The sequence below is a fragment of the Streptomyces sp. NRRL S-31 genome, assembly GCF_000718775.1.
Classification (GTDB): Bacteria; Actinomycetota; Actinomycetes; order Streptomycetales; family Streptomycetaceae; genus Streptomyces.
The window spans coordinates 92,455-105,369 of the sequence record NZ_JOCB01000015.1; the positions used below are offsets into that span (position 1 = coordinate 92,455).

General features: G+C 74.1%; 12 protein-coding genes and 2 pseudogenes. 8 read left to right on the forward strand and 6 right to left on the reverse strand.

Annotated elements, in window-relative coordinates:
• Positions 1-31: 31 nt before the first annotated feature.
• From IF37_RS0109105 to IF37_RS0109115, 3 genes are all read left to right on the forward strand, one after another.
• On the forward strand, positions 32-277 hold the full coding sequence (locus IF37_RS0109105) for a hypothetical protein (protein WP_030739013.1): 246 nt from the start codon (positions 32-34) through the stop codon (positions 275-277).
• Positions 278-2,380, forward strand: a complete 2,103-nt coding sequence (gene malQ / locus IF37_RS0109110) for a 4-alpha-glucanotransferase (RefSeq protein ID WP_030739016.1) — start codon at positions 278-280, stop codon at positions 2,378-2,380.
• Between the two features lie 124 nt (positions 2,381-2,504).
• Positions 2,505-2,786 carry a hypothetical protein gene (locus IF37_RS0109115; protein ID WP_030739019.1) on the forward strand — a complete coding sequence of 94 codons (282 nt, stop codon included), beginning with the start codon at positions 2,505-2,507 and terminating at the stop codon, positions 2,784-2,786.
• Positions 2,787-2,899: 113 nt separating this feature from the next.
• Here IF37_RS0109115 and IF37_RS0109120 read toward each other — a convergent pair whose 3' ends face one another.
• Positions 2,900-3,400, reverse strand: a complete 501-nt coding sequence (locus IF37_RS0109120) for a MarR family winged helix-turn-helix transcriptional regulator (protein ID WP_030739022.1) — start codon at positions 3,398-3,400, stop codon at positions 2,900-2,902.
• Between the two features lie 148 nt (positions 3,401-3,548).
• On the opposite strand from IF37_RS0109120, the gene IF37_RS0109125 reads away from it, so the two are divergent.
• Together IF37_RS0109125 and IF37_RS0109130 are read left to right on the forward strand one after the other, a co-directional pair.
• Positions 3,549-4,517 (forward strand): EamA family transporter, encoded by a 969-nt coding sequence (locus tag IF37_RS0109125; RefSeq protein ID WP_030739025.1) that lies wholly within the window; start codon positions 3,549-3,551, stop codon positions 4,515-4,517.
• Positions 4,518-4,662: 145 nt separating this feature from the next.
• Positions 4,663-4,983, forward strand: coding sequence for a hypothetical protein (locus IF37_RS0109130; RefSeq protein ID WP_030739028.1), 321 nt, complete (start codon positions 4,663-4,665; stop codon positions 4,981-4,983).
• Positions 4,984-5,075: 92 nt separating this feature from the next.
• On the opposite strand, the pseudogene IF37_RS39175 reads toward IF37_RS0109130, so the two are convergent.
• The 4 genes and pseudogenes from IF37_RS39175 to IF37_RS0109150 form a co-directional block, all read right to left on the reverse strand.
• Positions 5,076-5,854, reverse strand: a pseudogene (locus tag IF37_RS39175) (GntR family transcriptional regulator).
• Positions 5,851-6,393, reverse strand: a complete 543-nt coding sequence (locus IF37_RS0109140) for a GntR family transcriptional regulator (protein ID WP_030739031.1) — start codon at positions 6,391-6,393, stop codon at positions 5,851-5,853. The pseudogene IF37_RS39175 and the gene IF37_RS0109140 overlap by 4 nt, the downstream one beginning before the upstream one ends.
• A 144-nt stretch (positions 6,394-6,537) precedes the next feature.
• Positions 6,538-9,117, reverse strand: coding sequence for an aminopeptidase N (pepN, locus tag IF37_RS0109145; RefSeq protein WP_030739034.1), 2,580 nt, complete (start codon positions 9,115-9,117; stop codon positions 6,538-6,540).
• Between the two features lie 188 nt (positions 9,118-9,305).
• The gene (locus IF37_RS0109150) at positions 9,306-9,545 is read right to left on the reverse strand and encodes a hypothetical protein (RefSeq protein WP_253915705.1); all 240 of its coding nucleotides are present in this window, start codon (positions 9,543-9,545) and stop codon (positions 9,306-9,308) included.
• A 711-nt stretch (positions 9,546-10,256) separates the two neighbouring features.
• Here IF37_RS0109150 and IF37_RS46575 point away from each other — a divergent pair.
• Entirely contained in the window at positions 10,257-10,433 is a 177-nt protein-coding gene (locus IF37_RS46575; protein ID WP_216725834.1) for a hypothetical protein, read from the forward strand.
• Positions 10,434-10,457: 24 nt separating this feature from the next.
• Here IF37_RS46575 and IF37_RS0109160 read toward each other — a convergent pair whose 3' ends face one another.
• On the reverse strand, positions 10,458-11,477 hold the full coding sequence (locus tag IF37_RS0109160) for an aspartate-semialdehyde dehydrogenase (protein WP_030739041.1): 1,020 nt from the start codon (positions 11,475-11,477) through the stop codon (positions 10,458-10,460).
• 330 nt (positions 11,478-11,807) lie between these two features.
• Between IF37_RS0109160 and IF37_RS0109165 the strand changes: the two genes are divergently transcribed.
• Positions 11,808-12,356, forward strand: a complete 549-nt coding sequence (locus tag IF37_RS0109165; RefSeq protein WP_030739043.1) for a sigma-70 family RNA polymerase sigma factor — start codon at positions 11,808-11,810, stop codon at positions 12,354-12,356.
• Between the two features lies 1 nt (position 12,357).
• A pseudogene (locus tag IF37_RS45220) lies at positions 12,358-12,915 on the forward strand (hypothetical protein); the annotation flags it as partial.

A 12,915-nucleotide genomic window follows, 5' to 3' on the forward strand; every position in this document is an offset into this window, starting at 1 on the left:
CAGCATCCGGCACACCGAACAGGAGGCCCCCGTGGCCGCACCGGCTCGTCTCACCGTCCCGGCCCAGTGGAAACCCGAGGCGGACCCGTCCGCCGAGACCGGCGAGGCGCCGCTGTGCGTCCTCAGCGCGGAGGGCGCGTGCGCGCAGGCGCCGCTGACCAGTGAGCCGCCGCTGCCCGCCGCCGAGCCGCTGACCAGTGAACCGCCGCTCGCCGAGGCCACCTGGCTGACCAGCGAGTCCGACCCGTTCCCGGGCTCCCGCACGCCGGGGCTGTAGATGGCCGCGGCGCCCGACGAGTTGCCCGGCACCCACTCCGCCGACCTCGCCCGGCTCGCCGAGCTGCACGGGGTCGCCACCTCCTACCGGCCCGCCCCGGACCGCACCGTCGAGGTCCCCGCCTCCGCCGTGACCGCCGCCCTCGCCGCCCTCGGTGTCGACGCGACCGGTCCGGAAGCCGTACGCGCCGCCCTCGCCGACCGGGAACGCGCCCTCCGCGACCGCCTGCTCCCGCCGACGCTGGTCCACTGGGCCGGCGCGGAGCCGCCCGCCGCCCTCGCCGCGCTGCCCGCCGGCACCCGGCTGCACGTCGAGACGGAGGACGGCGAGGTCCGCGCGACGGCCGACGCACTCCCGCCCGGCGTCCACCGGCTGACCGCGACCGCCCCGGACGGACGCACCGGCCGGGCGCACCTCGTCGTCGCCCCGGACCGGCTGCCCGCGCCGCCCGGCCGCTCGCACGGCCTCCTCGTCCAGCTGTACTCCCTGCTCTCCCACCGCTCCTGGGGCATGGGTGACCTCACCGACCTCGCCGAGCTGGCCGGCTGGGCCGGACGCACCGCCGGCACCGGCTTCGTCCAGGTCAACCCGCTGCACGCGGCCGTACCCGGCGCCCCCACCGACCCCTCCCCGTACCGCCCCTCCTCCCGCCGCTTCCCCGACCCCGTCCACCTGCGCGTCGAGGACGTGCCCGAGTTCGCCTACGCCGAGGACCGCGAGCGGCTGAACGGGCTGCTGGAGCGGGCCGCGCGGCTGCGCGCCGCCGTCCTGGACAAGGGCGCCCTCATCGACCGGGACGCCGTGTGGGAACTGAAGCGGGAGGCCCTGGAGCTGGTCCTGGCCGTCCCGCTGGGCCCGGGCCGGCAGGCCGCCTACGACGCCTTCCGCGCCGCCCACGGCCGGGCCCTCGACGACCACGCCACCTGGTACGCCCTCGCCGAGGTGCACGGCCCCGACTGGCACCGCTGGCCGGACGGGCTGCGCGACCCACGCTCGGCCGCCACCGCCCGCGCCCGCGCCGCACTCGCCGGCCGGGTGGAGTTCCACGCCCGGCTCGCCTGGCTCACCGACGGCCAGCTGCGGGCCGCCCAGCGCGCCGCCCGCGAGGCCGGCATGTCCGTCGGGATCGTGCACGACCTCGCCGTCGGCGTGCACCCGGCCGGCGCGGACGCCTGGGCCCAGCAGGACGTGTTCGCCGCCGGGATGTCGGTCGGCGCCCCGCCGGACGCCTTCAACGCCCGCGGCCAGGACTGGGGCCTGCCGCCCTGGCGCCCCGACCGGCTCGCCGCCACCGGGTACGCCCCCTACCGCGACCTGCTGCGCGCCCTGTTCCGCTATGCCGGCGCGCTGCGCATCGACCACGTCATGGGCCTGTTCCGGCTCTGGTGGGTGCCCGAGGGCAGTCCGCCCACCGAGGGCACCTACGTCCGCTACGACGCCGACGCCATGCTCGCGGTCCTCGCCCTGGAGGCCGCCCGCGCCGGTGCGCTGGTCATCGGCGAGGACCTGGGCACCGTCGAGCCCGGGGTGCGTGAGGCCCTGCGGCGGCGCGGGGTGCTCGGCACCTCGGTGCTCTGGTTCGAACGGGACTGGGAGGGCGACGGCCGTCCGCTGCCGCCCGAGCGCTGGCGCGCCGACTGCCTGGCCACCGCCACCACCCATGACCTGCCGCCGACCGCCGCCCGGCTCACCGGCGACCACGTCGACCTGCGCGACCGCCTCGGCCTGCTCACCCGTTCGGCGGCCGAGGAGCGCGCGGAGGCGACCGCCGACGTCGCCGAGTGGCTCGCCCTGCTCGGCAGCCTCGGCCTGCTGGACAGTCCGGCCGCCGGACCGCCGGGCTCCGACGAGGAGGAGGAGATCCGCGCCGTCCACCGCTTCCTGCGGCGCACCCCCGCCCGGCTGACCGGCGTCTGGCTGCCCGACGGCACCGGCGACCGTCGTCCGCAGAACCTGCCGGGCACCTGGGACGAGTATCCCAACTGGCGGCTGCCGATCGCGGACCGCGAGGGCCGGCCGGTGCCGCTGGAGGAACTGGTGGTCTCGCCGCGGCTGCGCGGGCTGCTGGAGGTGCTCGGGGGAGACGGCACGTCCGGCGGGTGAGGACGGGGACCGCCGGGGCGGCGGGTGCCGGGGCGGCGGCCCCGGGCACCCGCGGACCGGCCCCCGGGCGCCGGTAAGGCACCCCGGGCGCGCGGCCTCCGGCCCGGTTCGCTAACTTGAGACCGTGGACAAGAAGAACGCCCTGCGCGCCGGCGCCCTGGCCGCCGGTACGACGCTGATGATGCTGCTCATGTCGTCCCCCGCGCTCGCGCTGACCCGCGACGACGGCGACGACCCCGGCACGGGCCTGAGCGTCATCGAGACGCTGGGCCTGTACGTCGTTGCCCCGGTGGTCCTGTTCCTGGTGATCGCCGGCCTGGTCATGGTGCTGGACAGGTCCCGGGCCAAGAAGGACACCACCTCGTCCAACATCAACGTCAGGTCCGACGCCCAGGCCAAGGCCTGACCGCGGAACCGGTCCGTTCGCCCGGGGCGCCGCTCCCGCCGTCGGTACGCGCGCACGCCGTACCCGGGCGGGGCCGGCGCCCGTGGTGTCTTTCGGTCTGATCCCGTCGGCGGCTATCCGGTCGTCGCGTCGAGCAGCTCGCGCAGCAGGCCGGCCAATTGGCCGGCCTGTTCGGCGTCCAGGCCGGCCAGCGCGGCGCTCTCCTCCGCGAGACCGGCGCCCACCGCCTCGTCGATCAGCCGCAGCCCCTCCTCGGTGAGGGTCACCTGGAGGCCGCGCCGGTCGTGCGGGTCGGGGGAGCGGCGCAGCAGCCCGGCGCGCTCCAGCTTGTCCAGACGGCCGGTCATGCCGCCGGTGGTCAGCATGAGGGCGGCCGACAGCTCGCGCGGTGAGAGGGTGTGGGGTTCGCCGGAGCGGCGCAGGGTGGCGAGGACGTCGAACTCGCCGCGGGAGATGCCGTAGGGCCGGTACGCCTGCTCCATCCGGTCGCCCATCGCGCGCGCGAGCCGGAAGATCCGGCCGAAGACCTCCATCGCCCGGGTGTCCAGGTCGGGCCGTACCCGCGCCCACTGCTCGATGATCGTGTCCACGGCGTCCGCCGGCTGTGACTGCATGCGCCGAGTATCGGCCGAGATCCGCTTGCCCGCAAGAAAGTCACCCCCAAGCCTCTTGCGGACAAGTAGCTTAGAGCTAAGCTACTTGTCATCGACCTAGCTGTAAGCGGTCCAATCCGAGCGATCTCGACCCCCTGGAAGGTGCCCCATGGCCGGCCGTTCCGCAGGCGCGACCCCCGCCGCCGTCATCGCCGTCACCGCGCTCGCTCCGGTCTCCTGGGGCACCACCTACGCCGTCACCAGCGAGTTCCTGCCACCGGACCGCCCCCTTTTCACCGCCCTGCTGCGGGCCCTGCCCGCCGGCCTGCTGCTGCTCGCCGCCACCCGGGTACTGCCACGCGGCCTCTGGTGGGCCAAGGCGGCCGTCCTCGGGGCGCTGAACATCGGCGCGTTCTTCCCGCTGCTGTTCGTCGCGGCGTACCGGCTGCCCGGCGGGATGGCCGCGGTCGTCGGCTCGGCCGGACCCCTCTTCGTCGTCGGCCTCTCCCTGCCGCTCCTCGGCCGGCGGCCGGCCGTACGCACCCTCCTCACCGGGCTGGCCGCCGCCTGCGGCGTCAGCCTCGTCGTACTGAAGGGAGCCGGCGCGCTCGACCCCGTCGGCGTCCTCGCGGCCCTCGCCTCCACCGCCGCCATGGCCGCCGGCACCGTGCTCACCGAGCGCTGGGGCCGCCCCGCCGGGGTGGGCCCGCTGGCGCTCACCGGCTGGCAGCTCACCGCCGGCGGCCTGCTCATCGCCCCGCTCGCGCTCCTCGTCGAGGGCGCCCCGCCCGCCCTCGACGCCCCCGCCGTCGGCGGCTACCTCTACCTCGCCCTGGCCAACACGGCCGTCGCCTACTGGCTGTGGTTCCGCGGCATCGGCCGGCTCACCGCCACCCAGGCCGGCTTCCTCGGCCCGCTGTCCCCGCTGACCGCGGCGGTCGTCGGCTGGGCGGCCCTCGGCCAGGCGCTCACACCGGTCCAGACCGCGGGCATGGCGCTGGCGTTCGGCGCGACGCTGGCGGGGCAGCTCGGCGGCGGGCGAGAACCGTTCCCCGGACGGAACCGGCGGCGGCCGGGCGATCACGCTCCGACGCCGCCCGAGATGCCGACTCACCGCGGGCCGGTTAGCGTGAAATAAAAAGGCGTCGATCAGGGGTGTGTCCGCGTGTCCGCGCTCGTCCCTCGCGGTAGCACCTGTGACCGCGCCCTGCCACGTTCGCACCGCGGCCGCGGCCATCGTCCCCGGGACCGGAACCCCGCCGGGGCGTGGAAGGAAGGTAGCCATGACAGCACGTAGCGCGCGGCGTCTCTTCGCGGTATCCGCCGCCGGCGTCCTCCTGGCGGGTGGTGCCGCGATCGGTACGGCGGGTACGGCCTCGGCGGCCGCCCCGCACCAGGTCACGACCGACCGCGGCTGCTTCGACCGCGGCTTCGGGAACGACTGCTTCGGCAACGGGTTCCACAACGGCTTCCGCGACGGCTTCTTCGACAACGGCGGCTTCCGCGACGGCTTCTTCGACAACGGCGGCTTCCGCGACGGCTTCTTCGGCCCGGGCTTCGTCCCCGGCTTCGGCGGGGGCGTCACGGTGGTGGTCGTCAACTGAGAGCCGACCCGGTCCCGAACCGCTGAACCTGACGCCGATGCCGGACGGGCCCCAGCCCGTCCGGCATCGGCATGGGCCCACTGCTGAACACCTCACTCCGGCGAGAACTCGTACTGAAGCTCGTAAAGGTGACCTGCCTTGACCATGACGGTGGCTTCGACGGGCCGGTCGTCGTCGCTGTAGACCACGCGCAGAGTACGGAGCACCGGAAGGTCACTGGGCAGCCGCAACGCCTGATACTGCTCCTGTGTGGGGACGCGCGCGGAGACGCGGTCCACGCTCAAGCGAGGCGGCAGACCGAGTCCGGCGAGCAGGGCCGGGGTGCCTCCCTTGATCCTCCGCTTCTCCGTGAGAGCCGTCCCCCTGGCTATGGCCGCGGGGTAGTACGACTTGACCAGTTCGACCGGCTCTCCGTCGACGGACAGCATCTGGTGCCGTAGGAAGACCGTCTCGTCGTCAGCGATGCCCAGCGCCGCCGAGACGTCGGCGGGAGGCCTGACCTCGCTCACGTCCAGCAGGGTGCTGCGAGCCTCCGAGCCGAGCTTCCCGGCCTCGGTCAGCCAGCGGTAGGGCTGTCCCGGCTCGGCCGGCGCCATGTACGACGCGGGGCGCATGGTGCGCCGGCGATGCTCGCGGACGGTGACGGACGCTCCGGCCCGTCCGATCACGAGCCGCTCGTCCTTGAGGAGTTGAAGCGCCTTCTGGATGGTGGCATTGGAGGCGTCGAACCTCGCCTTGACCGAGCGGTGGAGGGCAGGGCGGCGCCGGGTGCCAGGTCGCCGCTCATGATGTCGTCCCGGAGGTCGGCGGCGATCCGCTCGTGCAAGGACCGCCGGTCCTCGGTGCCGCTGTCGGTGGTGGCCACGGTCATCCGATCCGCATCTCGTAACGCAACCGCTGTCTGTGCGCCGGCATGACCATCATGTCGACTTGAATGGGCCGGTCGCCGCCGTCCAGCGTGACCCTGCTGAGCTTGAGGACCGGCTCGTCCGGCTCCAGGCGCAAAGCATCGCGCTCCTCCGCGCTGGGCAAGCGAGCGGTCACGTCCTCACGCACACGCCTGCCGACGTAGCCGAGTTCCGCGAGGAGGGTCACCGCTCCGCCAGGGATCTTGCCTCTCTCGGCGAGACGGGTTCCACGGGCGATCTCGGCGGGATAATACGTGTCCGTCAACTCGCAGGGTTCGTCGTCGAGCTGAATCACGCGCCGACGCACCACGACCGTCTCTCCCACGGGCACCCCGAGGAGGGCGGCGACATCTTCCGGCGCGGGCACTTCACCGGCCCGCACGACGCGCTGGGTGCCCTTGCCGCCGTGCGCCGCGGCCTCGGCTCTCCAGGCGTCGGACTGCCCCTGCTCCGGTGGTGTCAGGTACGGCATCGAGGTGCTGACCCATGCGCTGTCGCTCACGCTGTCCTCCTGTGTCGGTCGCCGACCTCGCCGTCCGGATCCCGCACGGCCGCGCCGCGTCCTCGCGGCCCCGCGCTGAAAAGCTGACGCAAGCGTAGGGGCGCCCGGTGCGGGCACCGGGCGCCCCTATCGCCGTATCCGGGGCTACTCGGCGGAGCCCGCCGCGTCCGCCGCCTGGGCCCTCAGGGCCCGCTCGACGCCCGCGCGGGACTCCGAGACCAGGCGGCGCAGGGCCGCGTTCGGGTCGGCCGAGGACAGCCAGGCGTCGGTCTTCGCCAGGGTGTCCCGCGAGACCTGCACGGCCGGGTACAGGCCGACCGCGACCTGCTGGGCGATCTCGTGCGAGCGCGTCTCCCAGATGCCCTTGACGACCTCGAAGTACTTGTCCGTGTAGGGCGCCAGCAGCTCCCGCTGGTCCGTCTGCACGAAGCCGCCGATCACGGCCTCCTGCACGGCGTTCGGCAACTGGCCGGAGTCGATGACCGAGGCCCACGCCTCCGCCTTCGCCTCCGCCGTCGGACGGGCCGCGCGGGCGGTCGCCGCGTGCCGCTCACCGGCCGCCGTCCGGTCCCGCTCGTACTCGCCGGCGATCTCCGCCTCGTCGAAGCGGCCCACCGCCGCGAGCCGCTCAACGAACGCCCAGCGCAGCTCGGTGTCGACGGCCAGGCCCTCGATGGTCTGCGTGCCGTCCAGCAGCGCCTCCAGCAGGTCCAGCTGCTCGGGGGTGCGCGCGGTCGCCGCGAACGCCCGGGCCCAGGCCAGCTGGTGGTCGCCGCCCGCCTCGGCCGCCCGCAGGTGGGCCAGCGTGGCGTCGGTCCACCGGGTCAGCAGCGGCTCGCGGGCGGCCGGGTCGGCGTACAGATCGATGGCCAGCTTGACCTGCCGGTGCAGGGACTGCACCACACCGATGTCCGACTCCTTGCCGATGCCGGACAGGACCAGGGAGAGGTAGTCGCGGGTGGCCAGCTCCGCGTCCCGCGTCATGTCCCAGGCCGACGCCCAGCACAGGGCGCGCGGCAGGGACTCGGCGAAGTCGCCCAGGTGCTCGGTGACCACCTTCAGCGAGTCCTCGTCCAGGCGGACCTTCGCGTACGACAGGTCGTCGTCGTTGAGCAGGATCACGGCCGGGCGGCGCCTGCCGGTCAGCTGCGGCACGGCGGTCAGTTCGCCGTCGACGTCCAGCTCGATCCGGTCGGTGCGCACCAGCTTGCCGGAGCCGGCGTCCAGGTCGTACAGGCCGATCGCGACGCGGTGCGGGCGCAGCGTCGGCTCGCCCTGGGCGCCGGCGGGCAGCGCCGGGGCCTCCTGGCGGACGGCGAAGGAGGTGATGACCCCCTCGGCGTCCGTCTCCACCTGCGGGCGCAGGACGTTGATGCCGGCCGTCTCCAGCCACTTCTTCGACCAGGTCTTCAGGTCCCGGCCGGAGGTCTCCTCCAGCGCGCCCAGCAGGTCGGACAGGCGGGTGTTGCCGAACGCGTGCCGCTTGAAGTACGCCTGCACGCCCTGGAAGAACTCGTCCTCGCCGACGTACGCCACGAGCTGCTTGAGCACGCTCGCGCCCTTGGCGTAGGTGATGCCGTCGAAGTTGACGAGCACGTCGTCCAGGTCGCGGATGTCCGCCATGATCGGGTGCGTGGACGGCAGCTGGTCCTGCCGGTACGCCCAGGTCTTCATCGAGTTGGCGAACGTGGTCCACGAGTGCGGCCACTTCGAGCCGGGCGCGGCGGCCTGGCAGGCGATGGAGGTGTAGGTGGCGAACGACTCGTTCAGCCACAGGTCGTTCCACCACTCCATGGTGACCAGGTCGCCGAACCACATGTGGGCCAGCTCGTGCAGGATGGTCTCCGCCCGCACCTCGTACGCCGCGTCGGTGACCTTGGACCGGAAGACGTACTGGTCGCGGATGGTCACCGCGCCCGCGTTCTCCATCGCGCCCGCGTTGAACTCGGGCACGAACAGCTGGTCGTACTTGGCGAAGGGGTAGGCGTAGTCGAACTTCTCCTGGAACCAGTCGAAGCCCTGCCGGGTCACCTCGAAGATCGCGTCCGAGTCCAGGAACTCCGCCAGCGAGGGCCGGCAGTAGATGCCGAGCGGCACGGACTGCCCGTCCTTCTCGTACACGCTGTGCACCGAGTGGTACGGGCCGACGATCAGCGCGGTGACGTACGTCGAGATCCGCGGGGTCGGCTCGAAGGACCAGACGTTGTCCTTCGCCTCCGGCGTCGGCGAGTTGGAGATGACGGTCCAGCCCTCGGGCGCGCGCACGGTGAACTGGAAGGTGGCCTTCAGGTCCGGCTGCTCGAAGGAGGCGAAGACGCGGCGGGCGTCCGGCACCTCGAACTGCGTGTACAGGTACGCCTGCTCGTCCACCGGGTCGACGAAGCGGTGCAGGCCCTCACCGGTGTTGGTGTACGCGCAGTCCGCGACGACCCGCAGGACGTTGCGGCCCTCCAGCAGTCCGGGCAGCGCGATCCGGGAGTCCTCGAACAGCTCGGCCGGGTCCAGGTGGTCACCGTTGAGGACCACCTCGTGGACGGCCGGGGCCACCAGGTCGATGAAGGAATCGGTGCCGCCGCGGGCCACGTCGAAGCGCACCGTGGTCACGGACCGGTAGGTACCGCCCTCTTGCGCGCCGGAGAGGTCGAGATCGATCTCGTACGAGTCAACAGTGAGCAGCTCGGCCCGCGCTTGCGCCTCTTCGCGAGTCAGGTTTGTGCCAGGCACGCGGTCATCTCCTCGTTATGTGTCGGTTGCGCCATCCTTCCATGGGATCCACACGGAACGCGATGTCCGGGGTGCGCGGGCCGCGGGCGCGGACCGCGCACCGGGACAGACCGAGGCCGGACGGGCCGCGGGGCCCGTCCGGCCGGGGCGTGGCGGACTCGGTCGTACCCGGTGGTCCGCGGTGGCGGTCAGCGCACCACGATCACCACGACACCGGTGCCGCCGAAGCCGCTGCGGAAGCCGTTGCCGAAGAAGTCGTTGCGGAAGCCGCCGCAGCCGCCCCACCAGCCGCCGCAACCGCGGTTGGTGGTGACCTGGTCCACGGTGGCTGCGGAAGCCGTGCCCGCCGTGCTGATCGCGGCGCCGGTGGCCAGGAGGACACCGGCCGCGGATGCCGCGAAGAGACGCCTCACGCGTTGTGCTTTCATGGGCCTACCTTCCTTCCACGCCCTCGTGGCGGTTTCCGGTACGGGGGCGAAGGCCGCTACCGCGGTGCGAACGGGCACGGCGCGGTAGGTGGTGTCGCGAGGGGCCGGGGCACGGCCCGCGGCGGCCCTCGCGCTGCGCGCCCCGGTGGCCGGGACGCTCGCTGCCGGCGGACACACCGTCCGATCACGGGCCGCCTCCAACACGCTAACGGCCCAGCGATGTCTCGGCATCTCGGCAACGGGCGCACGGGGAGCGGCGAGCGGGGGGTCCGCCGGGGCGGAGCGGGAGCGGAGCGGGGGCGCGGGGATGGTGAGCGGGGGTCCCGCGGGCCCCGAAATCCGCGAGCCCGCAGGCTCGAAACCCGCAAGCCGCGAACCGTCGGACCGTCTCCGTCTCCCGCAGCCGGACCAGGCCCGGCACGGAGTCCGGCAGGCCGTCCACGGGGACGTACGTGAGTCCTCGCGGTGGTGCTGGGCAGTCGTGGGGCGGCTCAGCGGGCACGCCGAGCACCGAGGCCACCGCGATCCCACCGAGGACGAGGGCGGTGGCCCGCCCGGCGGACGGCCCGTGCAGCCGGCCCCCGCCGCCGGCCCCGCGGCCGTGCCGGGCGCGCTGCTGCTGGTGCGGGGACTGGCCTACGGCGGTGTGTCCGTGTCCGCCCAGCGAGCCGGCGAGCCCTGTCGGCCGCCGCGCCCGCGGCCCCGGAGGCCGTGTCCGCCCTGTTCGCCGGGGTGTTCGACGCCGCCATCGCGCTCGGCGTGCCGGCCGGCGGGCGGCTGGCGGACGGACCGGGCCCGGCCGCCGTCCTGGTCACGGGCGCGCCGCTCGCACCGCTCGCGCCGCTCGCGGCGGCCGTGGACACGGCGGGGGCGGCCACGCGACCGTGACCGCCCCCGTGCCGTGCGCGTGGCCTACTTCGCGGACAGCTCCGCCGCCACCAGCTCCGCGATCTGCACCGCGTTCAGCGCGGCCCCCTTGCGGAGGTTGTCGTTGGAGACGAACAGGGCGAGACCGTTGTCCACCGTCTCGTCGCGGCGGATGCGGCCGACGTACGACGGGTCCTGGCCGGCCGCCTGGAGCGGGGTCGGGATGTCGGAGAGGGCGACGCCCGGCGCCTTCGCCAGCAGCTCGGTGGCGCGCTCCGCGGAGAGCGGGCGCGCGAACCGGGCGTTGATCTGGAGGGAGTGGCCGGAGAAGACCGGGACGCGCACGCAGGTGCCGGAGACCTTCAGCCCGGGGATCTCCAGGATCTTGCGGGACTCGTTGCGCAGCTTCTGCTCCTCGTCCGTCTCGTTCAGGCCGTCGTCGACGACCGAACCCGCCAGCGGGACCACGTTGAAGGCGATGGTGCGCTGGTAGACCTGCGGCTCGGGGAAGTCGACCGCCCGGCCGTCGTGGGTGAGCTTGTCGGCCTCGGCCGCCACCTTCTGCACCTGCCCGTGCAGCTCGGCCACGCCCGCCAGACCCGAGCCGGACACCGCCTGGTAGGTGGCGACGACCAGCGCCTCCAGACCGGCCTCCTCGTGCAGCGGCCTGAGCACCGGCATCGCGGCCATCGTGGTGCAGTTCGGGTTGGCGATGATGCCCTTGGGGCGGTCGGCGATCGCGTGCGGGTTCACCTCGGAGACGACCAGCGGGACCTCGGGGTCCTTGCGCCACGCCGAGGAGTTGTCGATCACGACGGCGCCCTGCGCGGCGACCTTCTCGGCCAGCGCCTTGGAGGTCGCGCCGCCCGCGGAGAAGAGCACGATGTCCAGGCCGGTGTAGTCGGCGGTCGCCGCGTCCTCCACCGTCACGCCGTCCAGCACGGTGCCGGCCGAGCGGGTCGAGGCGAACAGGCGCAGCTCCGTGACCGGGAAGTCGCGCTCCGCGAGGATCCTGCGCATGACCGTGCCGACCTGACCGGTGGCTCCGACGATTCCGATCCTCACAGCGACTCCCTCTTCTGTCTCTCTTGCCCGACCGGGGCGTTTCCATCATGCGGCCGACCCCGGTCCACCTGTCCAATCCTTTGCCGGGCGTGCCCGAGGAGTGGGACACGATCGCCCGGCGGACGGTTCCGTACGTCCGCCGGACACCGCGCCGAGCTGGAAGAAATCCCTCCGTGGCACACCCTGGCCGGAAGCTGTGCTGTCCCGTCCCTGCCCGTCCGCTCCGCGGCCATACGAAGGTGTGACGTACGCCTCTGCGGCAGGCCGGGGCGGACCGAACGTTTCGGCCCGCCGCTGCGTCGTAGGGGCAAACGCGTGAGGGGGTGGCTTGTGCTGCGCGGAAAGGCGCGCCGCGACCAGGGACCGTCCGCCGCCGGTACGGACCGGCCCGGCGACGATCCGCTGGACGCGGCGCAGGAACGGCGGGTGCGGGCGGTGCTCGCCCTCGGCGGGGTGCCGCAGGCGGACCTGCCGGACGGGGTGCAGCAGGTACGGCTGCGGCTGCTGGAGCGGGCCGCGAGCGGTCGCGAGGCGCCGCGGGACGTGTCGGCGTGGGCCGCGGTGGTCGCCTCCAACCTGGCCATGGACTGGCACCGGGCCAAGCGGCGCCGGGAACGGCTGGGGGAGCGGCTGGCCGCGCTACGCGAGCCCGCGCACCCCTCCGGCGAGGAGACCAGCCTGCTCTCCCTCGCCGTCGCCCGGGGCCTGGACGCCTTGCCGGCCGCCCAGCGGCAGGTGGTCGTGCTGCGCTTCTTCGCCGACCTGCCGGTGCGGGGGATCGCCGAGGAGCTGGGCATTCCGGAGGGCACGGTCAAGAGCAGGCTGCACACGGCGGTCCGCGCGCTGCGCGACCGGCTGCACGAGGACGAGGTGGTGTGACATGACCGCCGACCATGACGGCACGGGGGCGCACACGGAGCCCGGGGAGCCCGGGGAGGCCGGCAGGCGCGGGAAAGAACAGGGGGAGTACCGGGAGCACGGGGAGTACGCGAAGCATGGGGAGCACGGAGAAGGCGGGGAGTACGGCGGGATGGACGCCCTGATGGCCGCGATCACCGGCGAACCCCTGCCCGACGAGGCCCGCCGGGACCCCGGCTTCCGCGCCGAACACCGCGCGGCCGAGGCCGATCTGGCGGTGCTCCGCGATCAACTGGCCTTGTTGGCAGAGGTCCTGACGGGAGAGCAGCCACCCGCGGGGAAGGCACCCGGGGACGCGGGGCCCGGGGAGCCGGCGGCCGGGAGGACCGGGACCGCTGGGCGGACGGAGGCCGCCGGGACGGCGGGGACTTCGTCGTCACAGGCCGGGGGGACGGGTTCCTCCCGGGCGGCGGACGCGGGAGGCGGCCGGGAGGCGGTGGGCGCCGGACGTCGCTCCCGGAGCCGCACCCGCCCGGGCGGACCGGGCCGGCCGGGCGGGCGCGGCCGGGCGGTGCGGGCC